Annotated in this window: 13 protein-coding genes and 3 pseudogenes; 10 read left to right on the top strand and 6 right to left on the bottom strand. The window is 70.3% G+C overall.

Features of this window, described 5'->3' with window-relative positions; translation table 11 throughout:
• Nucleotides 1-188 precede the first annotated feature (188 nt).
• The 4 genes and pseudogenes from ABXJ52_RS34000 to ABXJ52_RS33985 all read left to right on the top strand — a co-directional run bounded on the left by ABXJ52_RS34000 (nt 189) and on the right by ABXJ52_RS33985 (nt 2,936).
• Nucleotides 189-575, top strand: coding sequence for a subtilase-type protease inhibitor (locus tag ABXJ52_RS34000; protein WP_367049460.1), 387 nt, complete (start codon nt 189-191; stop codon nt 573-575).
• Between the two features lie 183 nt (nt 576-758).
• The gene (locus ABXJ52_RS33995) at nt 759-1,109 is read left to right on the top strand and encodes a YciI family protein (RefSeq protein ID WP_367047503.1); all 351 of its coding nucleotides are present in this window, start codon (nt 759-761) and stop codon (nt 1,107-1,109) included.
• A 77-nt stretch (nt 1,110-1,186) separates the two neighbouring features.
• Complete coding sequence (locus ABXJ52_RS33990) at nt 1,187-2,398, top strand: sigma-70 family RNA polymerase sigma factor (protein WP_367049459.1); 1,212 nt, start codon at nt 1,187-1,189, stop codon at nt 2,396-2,398.
• A gap of 3 nt (nt 2,399-2,401) precedes the next feature.
• Nucleotides 2,402-2,936, top strand: a pseudogene (locus ABXJ52_RS33985) (GNAT family N-acetyltransferase).
• A gap of 35 nt (nt 2,937-2,971) precedes the next feature.
• On the opposite strand, the gene ABXJ52_RS33980 reads toward ABXJ52_RS33985, so the two are convergent.
• Both ABXJ52_RS33980 and ABXJ52_RS33975 read right to left on the bottom strand, forming a co-directional pair.
• The gene (locus ABXJ52_RS33980) at nt 2,972-4,204 is read right to left on the bottom strand and encodes an epoxide hydrolase (protein ID WP_367047501.1); all 1,233 of its coding nucleotides are present in this window, start codon (nt 4,202-4,204) and stop codon (nt 2,972-2,974) included.
• A gap of 30 nt (nt 4,205-4,234) precedes the next feature.
• Nucleotides 4,235-5,191 carry a TauD/TfdA family dioxygenase gene (locus ABXJ52_RS33975; protein WP_367047499.1) on the bottom strand — a complete coding sequence of 319 codons (957 nt, stop codon included), beginning with the start codon at nt 5,189-5,191 and terminating at the stop codon, nt 4,235-4,237.
• Between the two features lie 418 nt (nt 5,192-5,609).
• Here ABXJ52_RS33975 and lpdA point away from each other — a divergent pair, with 418 nt between their 5' ends.
• Both lpdA and ABXJ52_RS33965 read left to right on the top strand, forming a co-directional pair.
• Complete coding sequence (gene lpdA, locus ABXJ52_RS33970; protein WP_367047497.1) at nt 5,610-7,013, top strand: dihydrolipoyl dehydrogenase; 1,404 nt, start codon at nt 5,610-5,612, stop codon at nt 7,011-7,013.
• A gap of 139 nt (nt 7,014-7,152) precedes the next feature.
• A complete protein-coding gene (locus ABXJ52_RS33965) occupies nt 7,153-9,300 on the top strand; it encodes an MMPL family transporter (protein WP_367047495.1) in 2,148 nt (715 codons plus the stop codon).
• Here ABXJ52_RS33965 and ABXJ52_RS33960 read toward each other — a convergent pair.
• Entirely contained in the window at nt 9,282-10,112 is an 831-nt protein-coding gene (locus tag ABXJ52_RS33960) for an isocitrate lyase/phosphoenolpyruvate mutase family protein (RefSeq protein ID WP_367047493.1), read from the bottom strand. The genes ABXJ52_RS33965 and ABXJ52_RS33960 overlap by 19 nt on opposite strands.
• Nucleotides 10,113-10,248: 136 nt before the next feature.
• Here ABXJ52_RS33960 and ABXJ52_RS33955 point away from each other — a divergent pair, with 136 nt between their 5' ends.
• From ABXJ52_RS33955 to ABXJ52_RS33945, 3 genes are all read left to right on the top strand, one after another.
• Entirely contained in the window at nt 10,249-10,665 is a 417-nt protein-coding gene (locus tag ABXJ52_RS33955; protein ID WP_367047492.1) for a YciI family protein, read from the top strand.
• The gene (locus ABXJ52_RS33950) at nt 10,662-11,897 is read left to right on the top strand and encodes a sigma-70 family RNA polymerase sigma factor (RefSeq protein ID WP_367049458.1); all 1,236 of its coding nucleotides are present in this window, start codon (nt 10,662-10,664) and stop codon (nt 11,895-11,897) included. The genes ABXJ52_RS33955 and ABXJ52_RS33950 overlap by 4 nt, the downstream gene beginning before the upstream one ends.
• Nucleotides 11,898-12,127: 230 nt before the next feature.
• Nucleotides 12,128-12,463 carry a hypothetical protein gene (locus tag ABXJ52_RS33945; RefSeq protein WP_367047491.1) on the top strand — a complete coding sequence of 112 codons (336 nt, stop codon included), beginning with the start codon at nt 12,128-12,130 and terminating at the stop codon, nt 12,461-12,463.
• Nucleotides 12,464-12,482: 19 nt separating this feature from the next.
• Here the strand turns inward: ABXJ52_RS33945 and asnB are convergent, their stop codons facing one another.
• On the bottom strand, nt 12,483-14,324 hold the full coding sequence (gene asnB, locus ABXJ52_RS33940; protein ID WP_367047489.1) for an asparagine synthase (glutamine-hydrolyzing): 1,842 nt from the start codon (nt 14,322-14,324) through the stop codon (nt 12,483-12,485).
• A gap of 192 nt (nt 14,325-14,516) precedes the next feature.
• Nucleotides 14,517-14,870 (bottom strand): annotated as a pseudogene (locus ABXJ52_RS33935) (TetR/AcrR family transcriptional regulator); the annotation flags it as partial.
• Between the two features lie 4 nt (nt 14,871-14,874).
• Here ABXJ52_RS33935 and ABXJ52_RS33930 point away from each other — a divergent pair.
• Nucleotides 14,875-15,267: pseudogene (locus tag ABXJ52_RS33930) on the top strand (EamA family transporter); the annotation flags it as partial.
• Here the strand turns inward: ABXJ52_RS33930 and ABXJ52_RS33925 are convergent.
• A complete protein-coding gene (locus ABXJ52_RS33925) occupies nt 15,240-15,686 on the bottom strand; it encodes a cupin domain-containing protein (protein WP_367047487.1) in 447 nt (148 codons plus the stop codon). The pseudogene ABXJ52_RS33930 and the gene ABXJ52_RS33925 overlap by 28 nt on opposite strands.
• Between the last annotated feature and the right edge of the window lie 138 nt (nt 15,687-15,824).

Below are 15,824 nucleotides of genomic sequence, written 5' to 3'. Positions count from 1 at the left end.
CCGAACAGTCATCCGGCGCCCGCTGAGCGGACACATGCATCCGGAAATCGACCATACATTTGGAACTCACTCTCCGCACCGGCAAGACTCCAGTCCGCAACCACCCAACACACCCGCATCAAAGGAGACTTGACGTGCGTTTCTTCCTCAAGACGGTGGGCGCCACCGCTGTCGTGGCCGCCTGCGTGATGTCCGGAACCGCTGGCACGGCGCAGGCTCAGCCCCAGGCCGCCGCCAGCCTGTACGCGCCCTCGTCGCTGGTCCTCGCGGTCGGCCAGGGCGAAGAGGCGGACACCGCGATCATGCAGCGCGCCGTGACCCTGACCTGTACGCCCAAGGCCTCGGGCAGCCACCCCTCGGCTTCCGCGGCCTGCGCCGAACTGCGCGCGGTGAACGGGGAGTTCACGCAGTTGGTGGGCAAGTCACCCGGCATGATGTGCACGAAGGAGTGGAAGCCCATCGTGGTCACCGTGGACGGCGTGTGGCAGGGCAAGCGTGTCGCGTGGAACAAGACCTTCGGCAACAGCTGCGAGATGCGCGCGAGCATCGCGGGAGGCGCGGCTCTCGCGTTCTGACCCCTCCTACGCCGCGATCCGAACGCTGACGTCCCCGAGAAATCCGCCCGGCGAGAACACCGGGCGGATTCTTCTCTTCACGTCTCGATCCGGCATGTCGATCCGGCCGATCGCCGTTCGTGTAGACAGTGAAGAGACCGGCACCGTGCCGGTCACGGGGCGATCCGCCAAGGAGAGTCAGTCATGAACCAGTACCTGATCAGCATCTACCAGCCCGACGGCGGCGTACCGGAGCCGGAGGTCCTCGAACCGATCATGCGTGACGTCGAAGCGGTGAACGCCGAGCTCAGGGAGGCGGGCGCCTGGGTGTTCGCCGGGGGCCTCTTCCCGCCGAGCACGGCGACCGTACTGCGCCTCAAGGACAACGAGGTGCTCACGACCGACGGACCGTACGTCGAGGGCAAGGAGCATCTGGGCGGTTTCACCGTCATCAGGGCGGCCGATCTGGACGAGGCGCTCGCGTGGGGCGAGAAGGTGGCCCGTGCCATCACCCTGCCCGTCGAGGTCAGGCCGCTGCAGCACGGATCCTGCTAGTGACGCCGGATCCCCCGGAGTCCGGTCGACGCCCCCCGCAGGCCACGTCGGGCCCTCCCCCGGAGGTCACCTCGGACGTGATCGAGCGGGTGTTCCGTAAGGAGTACGGGCGCGCGGTGGCCGTCCTGGTCCGCGTCTTCGGCGACATCGACATCGCCGAGGAGGCGGTCCAGGAGGCGTTCGCCACGGCGGCGCAGCGGTGGCCGTCCGCCGGCCTGCCGCCGAGCCCGGCCGGCTGGATCATCACCACCGCCCGCAACCGCGCGATCGACCGCCTCCGCAGGGAGGCGTCCCGCGAGGACCGGCACGCGCAGGCCGCCCTGCTGCACGTCCACGAGGCACCGGCCTGGGAGGGACCCGTGCGCGACGACCGACTGCGTCTGATCTTCACCTGCTGCCACCCGGCGCTCGCCCCCGCGGCGCGCGTGGCCCTCACACTGCGCCTCCTTGGCGGCCTGACCACCACGGAGATCGCCCGCGCCTTCCTGGTGCCCGAACCGACGATGGCCCAGCGGATCGTGCGGGCCAAGGGGAAGATCCGCGACGCGCACATCCCGTACCGGGTCCCGAGGGAAGCTGATCTGCCCGAGCGGCTTCGGGCCGTACTCGCCGTCGTCTATCTCGTCTTCAACGAGGGGCACACGGCCAGTGCGGGGGACGCGCTCGTCCGCGACGACCTCTGCGCGGAGGCGATCCGCCTGGGACGGCTCCTGACCGAGCTGATGCCCGACGAGCCGGAGGCCCTTGGTCTGCTCGCGCTCATGCTGCTCTCCGAGTCGCGGCGGGAGGCGAGGACCACCGCGGACGGCGGGCTCGTCCTCCTCACCGACCAGGACCGTGGCCGCTGGGACCGCGCACTCATCGCCGAGGGCCAGGAGCTCGTGCGGCGCTGCCTGCGCCGGGGCCTGCCGGGGCCGTACCAGATCCAGGCCGCGATCAACGCGGTGCACAGCGACGCGCCGACCGCGGCCGAGACCGACTGGGGCCAGATCCTCCAGCTGTACGACCAGCTCCTCGCCGTGGCCCCGAGTCCGGTGGCGGCCCTCAACCGCGCCGTCGCGGTGGCCGAGGTCAAGGGCCCCGCCGAAGCGCTGACCCTCGTGGACGACCTGGCCCTCGACACCTACCACGTCTTCCACGCCATCCGCGCCGACCTGCTCCGCCGCCTGAACCGCCCCGACGAGGCGGCGCGCGCGTACGACGCCGCACTGGCGCACACCGACAACGCGGCCGAGCGGTCCTTCCTGCTCGGCCGCCGGCAGGAGGGGCCACCCCCTCGGCTAACCTGACCCATGCCCATGGTCCACGCCGAGGAGATCGACACCGCCCGCCTCGTCCTCGTACCTCTCCGGGTCGAGCACGCCGACGAGATGGCGACTGTGCTCTCCGATCCCGCTCTGCACACGTTCATCGGCGGCTCTCCCGACGAGCCGGAAGCCCTGCGTGCGCGCTACCGGCGGATGACCGCCGGGTCCCCCGATCCCGCGGTCTCCTGGTGCAATTGGGTGCTGCGGCTGCGCGACGAGGAGTGCCTCGTCGGGACCGTGCAGGCGACGGTGGCGCCCGCCGACGACGGCAGCGGTGCGCTGGTCGCGGAGATCGCCTGGGTCGTGGGAACTCCTTGGCAGGGGCGGGGCATTGCCGTGGAGGCGGCCCGCGGCCTGGTCGGCTGGCTGGCTGGCCGGGCGACCGGCGGTGCGAGGCATCACCGCCCACGTCCATCCGGACCACCGGGCATCGGCGGCCGTGGCCACCGCCGCGGGGCTCGCCCCCACGGACGAGTGGCGGGACGGCGAGGTCAAGTGGCTGCGCTCACTGGGGGATTGATTGACGCGAGGCGGCGGTGACGCGCGCGGGACGCCTCAGCGTCGGCCGCGGAACGTGCGGCGCAGGTCGTCCACCCAGGCCTCGGGAATCTCCCACGGGATGAAGTGACCGCCGCTCGCGTGCGCGGTGAGGTTCACGTGCCGGTACCACTCGGCCCGGTCACCGGCGAGCCAGCTCTCGACGCGCTGCTCGGTGGTGGTGACACCGGGCGGGTTCTCATGGGCGACGAAGGTGATGCCGGTGGGCGCCTCGATGACCGGCTGCCGGTCGTGCGAGGGCGTCCAGGGGTAGCGGTTGGCGTTGGCGTAATAGCGCACGGACGTGCCGATGGTGTTGTTCACCCAGAAGATCATGGCGTGGGTGAGCAGGTCGTCCTTCGAGAAGACGCTCTCCACGTCGCCGTGGCTGTCGCTCCATTTCTCCCAGCGCTCCAGGATCCAGGCGAGCAGGCCGACCGGTGAGTCGCTGAGACCGTAGGACAGGGTGCTGGGTCCGAGGACGTGTACGGCCAGGTGGGCGGCGAAACGCCGTTCCAGGGAGAGGAGTTGGCGGTGCGCGGGTTCGGGCAGGCCCTCGGGGATCGGCTGTCCGCCGCTGAGGTCCCAGCCCCGGTCGCCGTTGAACATGGTGAGCTTTTGACCGGAACCGATGTGGATGCCGTGCAGTTCGGCCGCGTACTTGTGACCGAGCTGACCCGCGATGAGAGCGCCGATGTCACACCCCCCTGCGGCGTACTTCCGGTGGCCGAGCGTCTCGGTCATCAGGGTGTGCCAGAGGTCGGCGACCTTCCAGAAGTTCATGTCGGGGTGGTCCGGCAGCGGTGTGGAGAAGCCGAAGCCCGGCAGGGAAGGGACGATGACGTCGAACGCGTCGGCCGGATCGCCGCCGTACGCGGCGGGGTCGGCGAGCGGGTCCACGACCTTGGACCAGTGCCAGAAGGTCCAGGGCCAGCCGTGCGTGAGGATCAGCGGGGTGGGGGCGGGGCCGACGCCGGGCCTGCGCATGAAATGCACGGGCACGCCGTCGACCCGCACCCGGTAGTGCTCGTAGGAGTTGATCGCCGCTTCGGCCTTGCGCCAGTCGTAGTGGTGGAGCCAGTACTCGGCCAACTCCTGGAGGTAGCCGCGGCGGACGCCGTAGTACCCGTCGTCGTTGCCGACGTCGTCGGGCCACCTCGTCAGCCGCAGCCGCGCCCTGAGGTCGTCGAGCACCGCGTCGGGGACGTGGATGGGCTCGGGCGTCAACGGGAAGCGCGCTGCGGCTGACATCAGGAATCGGGTTCCTTCCGAGGAAGTGGGTCAGTACGGGCGGTCGCCCGCGATCGCGACGCGTTCGGCCACGCGGCGGTGCGGGGCGTAGTCGTCGACCGCGTAGTGCTGGGTGGAGCGGTTGTCCCAGAAGGCGACGTCACCCGCCTGCCAGTGGAACCGCACCTGGTACTCCGGGACCTGCGCCTGCCGCACCAGGTAGCTCAGGAGCCGGTCGCTCTCGGCCCGCTCCATGCCCACGATGTGCGTGGTGAAGGACGTGTTCACGAAGAGCATCTTCCGCCCGGTCTCCGGGTGCCTGCGCACGACGGGGTGCGTGACGGGAGGGAACTGCTCCTGGAGCGGGATCAGCTTCTCGGGTCCGTAGAAACGGACGAAGCCGGGTATGAAGTCGTGCACCGCGTGGGCGTCCTCGATGCGGGCCTTCACCTCGTCGGGGAGGTTGTCGTACGCGGCCGCCATGTCCGCCCACATCGTGTCGCCGCCCACCGGCGGCACCTCGCGCAGCTGCAGGACGGCGCCGAGCGCGGGGCGTTCGCGGAAGGTGACGTCGGCGTGCCAGACGTTCTCGTACGTGGGTGTCGCGCTGCCGCCCTTGTCGAACCGCACGACGTCCTCGGCCGAGCCGCGCGCCAGCAGCGGGTTGGTCTCCAACTCGCCCCAGTTGAGGGCGAAGGCGCGCTGCTGCTCGGAGGTGATTCCGGCGCCCCGGAAGAAGAGCACCTTCCACTCCAGGAGGGCGCGGTTGAGTTCCTCGCGCAGGGCGGGCGTGAGCGGCCGAGCGAGGTCGACACCACGGATCTCGGCGCCGATGAGGCGCCCCTGGGGGACGACGTCGATCAGTTCGTACGGGCGCTCTTCCCAGCCCTCGGGGACGCGGCGCAGGGTGCGGCGGCCTTCGTACATGCCGTCGGCGGGTACGCGGGCGTCACGCAGCGTGGGAGAGGCGGGGGCGGCAGGAGAGACGGCAGGGGAAACCACGGCCATGGTGATCCTTCAGTTGTGAGTGAGCGGGCGGCGTCACGGAGAGGAAACTCCGGACGGCTGGAGACGAATCCCCGGGCAGCTAGCGACCCGATCGCTCGCACCCACAGCGCCACGGAACCTGGAAGGTCCTCGCGGCGGCGGTCAGGTGCTGGATCATGCGGCCATTGTGTATGGCTATGCCTCGCGGAGCAAACCCTCGTACGCGCACCATCCCGTGACTCACGACCGGGTGAACCTGGGACGGATCACCAACGGGCACACCCTCAGGGGTGGTTGGGGAAACGGGGCAGGGCGGGCGGCATGACATCGGACACCCCACCGCCCGCGAGACGGCCGGATGACGCATGATCGGACGTGCGCGAGTCACCCACCACCGGATACGTGTCACCGGACACGTACCACCAGAGAGGACCTCCCCATGGAAGACCGCTTCGACGTCGTCGTGCTCGGAGCAGGACCCGGCGGCTATGTGGCCGCCATCCGCGCCGCCCAGCTGGGCAAGCGGGTCGCGGTCGTCGAGGAGAAGTACTGGGGAGGTGTCTGCCTGAACGTCGGCTGCATCCCGACCAAGGCGCTGCTGCGCAACGCGGAGCTGGCCCATCTGTTCACGCACGAGCAGAAGACGTACGGCATCAAGGTCGACGGGAACGTGTCCTTCGACTACGGCGAGGCGTTCAACCGCAGCCGCACGGTCGCGGACGGCCGCGTCAAGGGCGTCCACTTCCTGATGAAGAAGAACAAGATCACCGAGTTCGACGGCCGGGGCACCTTCCTCGACGCGAACACGCTCCAGGTCGCCAAGTCGGACGGCTCCACGGACACGATCACGTTCGAGAACTGCATCATCGCCACGGGCGCGACGCCGAAGCTGCTGCCCGGCACGCGGCGTTCCGAGCGGGTCGTGACGTACGAGGAGCAGATCCTCGCCGACTCCGTGCCGGAGTCCATCGTGATCGCGGGCGCGGGCGCCATCGGCATCGAGTTCGCCTACGTCCTGCACAACTACGGCGTGAAGGTCACGATCGTCGAGTTCCTGGACCGTGTCGCGCCCCTGGAGGACGCGGACGTCTCCACGGAGCTTGCCAAGCAGTACCGCAAGCTCGGCATCGACGTGAAGACCTCGACCCGCGTCGAGTCGATCGACGAGTCCGGCGCCAAGGTCAAGGTCACGGTGACGGGCAAGGACGGCAAGCAGGAGGTCCTGGAGGCGGACAAGGTCCTCCAGGCCATCGGCTTCGCGCCGAACGTGACGGGCTTCGGTCTGGAGGCGGCGGGCGTGGCGCTGACCGAGCGCGGCGCCATCGACATCGACGGGCGCGGGCGGACGAACGTGCCGCACATCTACGCCATCGGTGATGTCACCGCGAAGCTGATGCTCGCGCACACCGCCGAGGCGATGGGCGTCGTGGCCGCCGAGACCCTCGCGGGCGCCGAGACGATGGAGCTCGACTACCCGATGATCCCGCGCGCCACCTACTCCCAGCCGCAGATCGCCAGCTTCGGCTGGACCGAGGCGCAGGCCAAGGAGAAGGGCTTCGACGTCAAGGTCGCCAAGTTCCCGTTCATGGCGAACGGCAAGGCGCACGGCCTCGGCGACACCGTCGGCTTCGTGAAGATCATCAGCGATGCGCGGTACGGCGAGATCATCGGCGCCCATCTGATCGGCCCGGACGTCACCGAGCTCCTGCCCGAGCTGACCCTGGCCCAGCAGTGGGACCTGACCGTGCACGAGGTCTCCCGCAACGTGCACGCGCACCCGACGCTCGGCGAGGCGGTCAAGGAAGCGGTGCACGGCCTGGCCGGGCACATGATCAACTTCTGACGTCGCGCGCGGCCCTCGCGGGCTCCGGGCGCGCTCCCGCCCTTGCGCCGAACGGCTCAGGTGGCGGGGCCGCCCGGTCCGGAAGATCCTTGGTCAGGACGCATCGTTACGCCTCGGGGGCGACGAGAGGCAGCAGCCGATGTTCTCTGGCCTGGGCCGATTCGTGGTCCGTCGCCCGTGGTGGATCATCCTGGCGTGGGTCGTGGTGGCCGGTGCCGTGATCTCCCTGGCGCCCAAACTCACCTCCAGCAGCGACGAGGCGAGCTTCCTCCCGGACCACTACGAGTCCATTCGCGCGGCGGACGTGCAGGAAGCGGAGTTCCCCAAACAGCAGAACGTCGGCGCGATCATCGTCTTCCAGCGCTCCGACGGCGGAAAGCTGACGGCGGCCGACTCCGCGGACGTCACCCGCGTCTCCAAGGATCTGCAGGCCAAGAAGATCCCCCAGGTGCAGGCGGTCGTGCCCGGCGCGGTCTCCCCCAACAAGCTCGTGCAGACGTCGGTCGTCGCGATGCCGAAGATCACCAACCCCGAGGACACCGCTCAGCAGGACGCGGTCGAGGATCTGCGCTCGGACCTCAAGCCCGAGCTGAAGGGCACGGACCTCTCGGCCGGGATCACCGGCTCCGCCGCCCAGGCGCTCGACGAGAGCGACGCGTCGGAGCGGGCCGGGATCCTCGTCGGGGTCGGCACCATCGTGATCATCATCGTGCTGCTTCTGGTGATCTTCCGGAGCCCGATCATCGCGCTGCTCCCCGTGGTCCTGATCGGCCTCATCTCGCCGATGGCGACGGGCCTGATCGCCTCCGCCAACAAGGCCTTCGACATGAAGGCCGACTCCTCCATCCAGGAACTGCTCACCGTCGTCCTGTTCGGCGTCGGCACGGACTACATCCTGTTCCTGCTCTTCCGCTACCGAGAGGCCCTGCGGGCCGGCGAGGATCCCAAGGGCGGCATGGTGCATGCCGTCGAGCGGGTCGGTGAGGCGATCACCTCGGCCGCGGGCGCCGTCATCGTGGCGTTCGCCGCCCTCACGCTCTCCTCGCTCGGCATGCTGCGGTCCATGGGCCCCGCTCTGGCCATCGCGGTCTTCGTGACGCTGCTCGCCGGGCTCACGCTGGTCCCCGCCGTCGTCTCGCTGCTCGGCACGAAGGTGTTCTGGCCCTCGAAGTCGTGGCAGCGGGAGCCGCAGGGCACCGGCTTCGCGCGCCTCGGCGCGTCCATCGCCCGTAAGCCCGCCGTCTGGGCCCTGGTGTCGGCGCTGTTCATGGGCGCGCTCACCCTCGGCGCGCTCGGCTACAAGGCCAACTTCGACCTGGCGGGCTCCTCGCTGCCCAAGGACAAGGAGTCGATGGTCGCCCTGAAGAACCTCCAGAAGGGCTTCCCCGCGGGCACCACCGACCCGACCTTCGTCTACCTCACCTCGACGGACGACGGGCCGCTCCCGAAAGCCCAGACGGCCGCATTCCGAGGCCAGTTGGACGAGGTAAGCGGCGTGGGCGAAGTCACCGCTCCCCGTCTGAGCCCGGACGGCGCGACGGCGTCGTACTCCGTGGTGCTCTCGGTCCCGCCCGCGTCCGACACGGCCCTGGAGACCGTCAAGGACCGCCTGCGGCCGATCGCCCACGAGGACGCGCCGGCCGGCACCGAGGCGCTCGTCGGCGGGACGACGGCGGTGTACGTGGACATCAACAAGGCCGTGGACCGCGACTACTCGGTGGTCTTCCCGGTGGCCGCGCTCGCCATCATGGTCATCCTCGGCCTGCTCCTGCGGAGCCTGGTGGCTCCCTGGTACCTGATGCTGTCGGTCGCGCTCGGCTTCGGCGCGACCCTGGGCGCGACCTCGCTGCTGTTCCAACAGGTCGGCAGTCAGCCCGGGTTGATGTTCATGCTGCCCGTGATCATGTATCTGTTCGTGGTCGCCCTCGGCACGGACTACAACATCCTGATGGTGTCGCGGCTGCGCGAGGAGGCCCGCGCGGGCCGCGGCCCGCACGACGCGGCGGGCACGGCGGTGCGGCACTCGGGCCCGACGATCGGCTCGGCGGGCGTGATCCTCGCGGGCACGTTCGCGACGCTGATGCTCGCGGGCAACTCGACGCTCTCCCAGATGGGCTTCTCCCTCTCCTTCGGCATCCTCATCGCCGCCTTCGTCATGGCGATGATCTTCACGCCCGCGCTGACGGCCCTCATCGGGCACGCGGCGTGGTGGCCGGGGCACGGGGACGAGAAGAAGCGCGACAAGGACGACCCGCCCCCGACGCCGCCCTACACGCCATCGCCGTAAGCCGCCGAGAGCGCCTGGGCGTCCGCGTACGAGGGCAGGTCCTCCGGCACCGCGCCCCCGCGGGCGATCGAGCGCGCCGCCTCGACGGCTCCGTGCAGCGCGGCGCGGAACAGCAGCGAGCCGCTGCTCACCCGGCGCACGCCGAGCTCCGCGAGGCGCCTGTACGTCAGGGCGCCCGGCGCGAAGAGGATGTTCAGCGGGGCGTCGGCCAGCCCGTCGACCAGCCCCCCGATGACCTTCTCGTCCTGGAGGCCGGGCACGAACACACCGTCGGCGCCCGCCAGCTGGTAGTCAGCGGCCCGGCGCTCGGTCTCGCCCGCTCCCCCGGCGCGCAGCCAGTACGTGTCGGTGCGCGCGTTGACGAACAGGTCGGGGGCGCTCTCCTTGACGGCCCGGATCAGCTCGCACTGCAGGGCCGTGTCGGTCAGCGTCCCGTCCGGGCGGCCGTCCTCGATGTTCACGCCCACCACTCCCGCCCCGACGAGCTCCGCCGCGAGCGCCGCCACCTCCCCGGGCCGGTCGCTGAAGCCGCCCTCGATGTCCACGGTGATGAGCGCGGGCAGCCGGGCCAGGCCGTGGGCGAGACGCAGGGTCTCCTCCCGTGTGCCGCCCGTGGCGTCCGCCTTGCCGACGGCTGCCGCCACCCCCAGGCTGGTGGTGCCGATCGCCGGGAAGCCGCCGTGGGCGAGCGCCGCCGCCGAGGCGTGGTCCCAGGCGTTGGGCAGCAGCAGGGGCTCGCCGGTGCGGTGCAGGGCGCGGAACTGGTCGGCTCGCTGTGCGTACGTCGTCATGGTCGGACCGTACGTCGTCATGGTCGGACCGTACGTCGCTTCGACAGGGCGTGAAAATTGTTCCGGCGTAATGTCGAGAACGGGTCGTCCGCTCCGACGTCCCCTGTGAGAGTTGCCCACAAGGGGTGACCACACCGCACAGCCGAGGAGCGACATCATGAAGTACCTGGTGATGGTTCAGGGAACGCAGGCGGACTACGAGGCGCAGAGCGGCAAGGGCAACTCGACCAGCCCGGCGTGGAGCGAGAAGGACCTGCAGGCGATGTTCGCCTTCATGGGCGCGCTCAACGACGACCTGGCCGAGTCCGGCGAGATCGTCGACGGGCAGGGCCTCGCCGAGCCCGCGCAGACCCGTCTTGTCGACGTGGACAAGGACGGCCGGCCGGTCATCACGGACGGCCCCTACGGCGAGACGAAGGAGGTCCTCGCCGGGTACTGGGTTCTCGACTGCGCGAGCCTGGACCGCGTCACGGAGATCGCCAACCGCATCCAGCAGTGCCCCGTTCCCGAGGGCGCGCCGAACTACCCCGTCGTGATCCGCCCCATCATGAGCGGCCCCGACGAGGCGTGCTGAACGGCACCGCCGTGGTCGAGGACCTGCTGCGCCTCCACGCGCCGCAGGTCCTCGGCGCGCTCGTACGCAGGTACGGGCACTTCGGCGAGGCCGAGGACGCCGTGCAGGAGGCTCTGCTCGCCGCGGCCCGGCAATGGCCCGAGCAGGGTGTTCCGGAGAATCCGCGCGGCTGGCTGATCAGGGTCGCGTCGCGGCGGCTGATGGATCAGCTGCGCAGTGACGAGGCGCGGCGCAGACGTGAGGAGGAGGCCGCCCAGCTGTCGCCCCGGGACGCCCTCACGGCGCCCGCGCCGGGCGAGAGCCGCGCGCCCTCCGACGACGACACCCTGACCCTGCTCTTCCTGTGCTGTCATCCGGCGCTGAGCCCGGCCGCGCAGGTCGCGCTCACGCTGCGCGCGGTCGGCGGCCTGACCACGGCCGAGATCGCGCGTGCGCATCTCGTTCCCGAGGCGACGATGGCGCAGCGCATCAGCAGGGCGAAGGCGAAGGTCAAGGGGGTGCCGTTCCGGCAGCCGGGCCCGGAGGACCGCGATCAGCGGCTCGCGGTGGTGCTCCAGGTGCTCTACCTCATCTTCAACGAGGGATACACGGCGACGTCCGGCAGCGCCCTGCACCGCTCTGACCTGGCGCGCGAAGCGATCCGGCTCACCCGTTCCGTGCGTACGCTGCTGCCCGGTGACGGCGCGGTGACCGGACTGCTCGCGCTCATGCTGCTCACCGAGGCCCGCAGCGCGGCCCGGACCGGACCGCACGGGGAACTGATCCCGCTCGACGAGCAGGACCGCTCACGCTGGGACCGCCGCGCGATCGAGGAAGGCTCCGCGCTGGTCGAGAAGGCCCTGTCCCAAGGCCCGGCGGGCGTCTACCAGTTGCAGGCGGCGATCGCCGCGCTGCACGACGAGGCCACGCGCGCCGACGACACCGACTGGCCGCAGATCCTGGCCCTGTACGACATCCTCGTACGGCGTGCTCCCGAACCCATGGCCGAACTCAGCCGGGCCGTGGCCTTCGCGATGGTCCACGGGCCACGCGCCGGGCTCGACGAGGTCGCGACGCTCGAGGACCGGCTGGCGGGCCACCACCGGCTCGATGCCGTGCGCGCCCATCTCCTGGAACGGGCGGGCGAGACGGACGCGGCCCGCGCCGCCTACCAGCTGGCGGCCAAGCGCACCCTGAGCGTCCCCGAGACGCGCTACCTGCAGATGCGCGCGGCCCGCCTTTCGTCGACGTGAGTACCCTCCCGGCACGTAACGCAGCTCACAGCCGTGGGGCTGCCACCTGGGAACATCGGTGGTTGGTTCACCGTTGAACAGTACGTAGGTCCCGATCGCGATTCCCCCGTCCGGTCGGGGCCTACCTCTCTTTCCGACCGTTCATGTCGAGTCCGGTCCGTTTCACGCCTTCGAGCGTGAATATGCCAACCGCACCGCGCGGCACACCCCCAGGACGGCATCATGCGTTCATGGACGGTGCCAAGCCTGTGCAGGTCTTGTTCACACCCGACGAGTACGCAGCGGTCCAGCGGAACGCGGACCAACTCGGCCTTACGGTCGATGAGTTCATACGCCGGGCCGCGACCGTCGACGCCACGGATCTCCCCTGCCCGAACGCCGGGGCCCGGCGCGGCTCCGACGCTCCGGTGACCGTGCCGCCGATCCGCCGCAGCGTCGGCCCGGACGGCGCGCCCGCGCTCCAGCGCTTCCTCGACACCCTCGCGACCACGGCGGCCGCGGTGGAGCCCGCCCCCGAGGAACGGGTGCCACCTCAGCCGACGGTCCGCAGCTGCTCGGGGCAGTGAGAGCCGGGTCCTCCCCGGATCAGTCCAGGGAGATCTCCGGCTTGTACATCTCGAGCCAGAGCGCCAGGTCCAGCGTGCGTTCGAGGCCACGCCGGGACGCCTGCGTGATCTGGGGTACGTCGCGCTCCGCCGCCCGCGTCACCCGGTCCCGGTCGACGAGGTCGAAGACCGGGTGGGCGGACTCGGCGAGCAGATCCTTGACGTGCCCCTGGAGCGCGATGGCGTACTTGGGGTCCTGCGTGGAGGGATAGGGGCTCTTCACGCGGTCGTACACGGAGCGCGGCAGGACGTCCGCGGTCGCCTCCCGCAGCAGGCTCTTCTCCCTGCCGTCGAAGGATTTCAGGGACCAGGGGGCGTTGTAGACGTACTCGACAAGACGGTGATCACAGAACGGCACCCGCACCTCGAGGCCGACCGCCATGCTCGCGCGGTCCTTGCGATCGAGCAGGACGCGTACGAAGCGGGTCAGATGAAGGTGGCAGATCTTCCGCATCCGGAACTCGAAGTCACTCTCGCCGGCGAGGCGTTGGATTCCGGCGACGGCCGTGTCGTAGCTGCCCTGGATGTACGCGGGCAGGTCGAGGGCGGCGGTCAGGTCAGGGCGCAGGACGTCGGCGTCGTCGCCGAACTGCTCGGCGAACTTCACCAGCCAGGGGAAGGTGTCGGCCGAGCGTGCCTCCTCGTCGAAGAACTGGAGGTAGCCGCCGAAGACCTCGTCCGCGGACTCCCCCGACAGCGCGACCGTCGAGTGCTCGCGGATGGCCCGGAAGAGGAGGTAGAGGGAGGCGTCCATGTCGCCGAAGCCCATGGGCAGGTCGCGGGCGCGGATCATCCTGGCCCGGACCTCGGGGTCGGCCAGGGCGTGCGAGTCCAGGACGATGTCGCGGTGATCGGTGCCCGCGGCCTTGGCCACGTCGTGCACGTAGGGCGTGTCGGGGGTGGAGCGCAGCGCGTCGGCGACGAAGTTCTCGCTCTGGCCGACGAAGTCCACGGCGAAGCTGCGTACGGTCTCGCCCACCTCGCCGAGTTGACGTGCGGCGAGCGCGGTCATCGCCGAGGAGTCGAGACCGCCGGAGAGCAGGGTGCAGCGCGGCACGTCGGAGACGAGCTGGCGGCGCACGATGTCGTCGAGGAGTTCGCGCACCTTGGCGACGGACTCGTCGCGGCCGTCGGGGTGCGGCCGGGTCTGCAGCTGCCAGTAGACGTGGCGGCGCAGGCCGGAGCGGTCGACCGTCACGACAGTGCCGGGCTCGACCTCGTTCATGCCGTCCCACACGGCGTGTCCGGGCGTCTTGACGAAGGTGAACAGCTCCCGCAGTCCGTCGGTGGTCACCCGGGCGCGGGCCAGCGGGTTGGCGAGGATCGCCTTGGGTTCGGAGCCGAACAGGACGCCGTCCGGGGTCTCGTAGTAGTAGAAGGGCTTGATGCCCATGCGGTCGCGGATCATGACGAGCTTGTCGTGCCTGCCGTCCCACACCGCGAAGGCGTACATGCCGTTGAGCCGTTCGGCGACCGCCTCGCCCCACTCCAGGTAGCCGCGCAGGACGACCTCGGTGTCGGATTCGGTGGTGAACTCATGTCCGCGCCCGGCCAGTTCGCGACGCAGTTCGGTGTAGTTGTACGTCTCTCCCGAGTAGACGAGGGCGACGGTGCCGTGCGGTGTCCGCACGGTCATGGGCTGGCGCCCGCCCGGCAGGTCGATGATCGCGAGCCTGCGGTGCCCGAGTCCGGCCGGGCCCTCGATCCAGGTGCCGCGGTCGTCGGGGCCGCGGCAGGACATCGTCTCGGTCATCGCGTCCAGCGTGCCGGACGCGGATCGCAGGTCACGGTCGAAAGAGACCCAGCCAGTAATGCCACACATGCGCTACCTCCTGCTTCACGCTGCCTGTGCGCCACCACCCGAGGAACTAGGTGCGGATCTAGGTGTAGATCCCACTAGGTGTAAAGGGCAGCTATATGGTCAGCGTGCTCCCCGTAACTGCGCGCGGTCAATGAGCCGCCAACACGGAACGACACATTCCGGCCAACGGCAAAGACTTCCCCAAAGGGCCTGTCACCTGCGCTTTTCATCAGCGGCAGCGGCGGCATCGCGAGCGGCACGCAGGAGCGTCGCCGCCTCGTCACGGGCGTGTTCGATCGCGTCCGGAAAGATGCGCAGGCCGTGTGCGACCAGGGCGCCCTCGTGCAGCAGCATGAGCGTCCGCCCCAGCTTCGCCGCCCGCCGGGGCGCGATCTCGCGGGCGAGGCCGGTGAACAGGGCGAGCATCCAGGCCTTCTGGCCGGTGATGACCCGGTACGCGGGGTGCGCGGGGTCACTGATCTCGGCGTGCGCGTTGACCATGCTGCAGCCCTTGCCGCTGTGCGCTTCGGCCCAGTCGCGCGAGGCGTCGAACACGGCGAGGATCCTGGCCCACTGCGTGACCAGCGCGGTCATCTTCACGGCGCTCGCCGTGGGCGCGGGAGCCGCGACGCCGCCGATGGAGGCGTCGTTCTGGGTGGCGATCAGCTGGCTGGTGACGCTCTCCACCTTCGGCTGGTACGGACTCTACTGGCTGATCCTGCGGCGCTCGGGGGTCACTCAGGTCAACACCCTGATGTTCCTGATGGCGCCGGTGACGGCCCTGTGGGGAGCGCTGATGTTCGGCGAACCCTTCGGCATACAGACGGCGTCGGGTCTCGCGGTCGGGCTCGCGGCGGTCGCGGTCGTACACCGGGGGAAGCGCTCGACGGCCACGACCGTGCACGCCCGGCGGGAGATGTCCGCGACGCCGCCGCTTCAGTCCGCGAGCCGGAAGTCCGCGTAGTCGAAACCGGGCGCGACGACGCAGCTGACCAGGACCGGCTCACCGCCGGTGGGGCGCGCCGCCTGCCACACACCCCCGGGCACCAGGATCTGCGGGCGCTCACCGTGCTCGATGCCCGGCCCGAGGCGCATGGGGGCAGCGCCCTCCTTCGGGAGCGCGCCGTCGCCCCCGAGGCGCAGGTCCAGGGGGCCGCCGCGGTGCCACAGCCAGATCTCGTCGGAGCGCACCACGTGCCAGCGTGACTCCTCGCCCGGGCAGAGCAGGAAGTAGATGGCGGTGGCCGCCGTACGCGTGCCGGGGTAACCGGTGGGCGTGAAGGAGTGGCCCGAGGCCCAGGTCTCGACGAACCAGCCGCCTTCCGGGTGCGGCTCCATTCCCAACTCGCGTGCCAGTACAGGACGTTCCGTCGCGTCGTTCATACGAGCTCTTCCGTTTCGCGGGTCGGCGGGGCGCCGGACGGCGCCCCTGGGGGCGTGAGGAAAGCCTGCACGGCGGGCGCATATGCCCACGCTCTCTGCGGAGGCTACAGAAGATATCGGGGCGAACTTGCTGATCAC

Source organism: Streptomyces sp. Je 1-332 (assembly GCF_040730185.1).
Classification (GTDB): Bacteria; Actinomycetota; Actinomycetes; order Streptomycetales; family Streptomycetaceae; genus Streptomyces.
The sequence above is the reverse complement of the archived record's forward strand: the minus strand, read 5'-3'. Positions and strand labels throughout refer to the sequence as shown.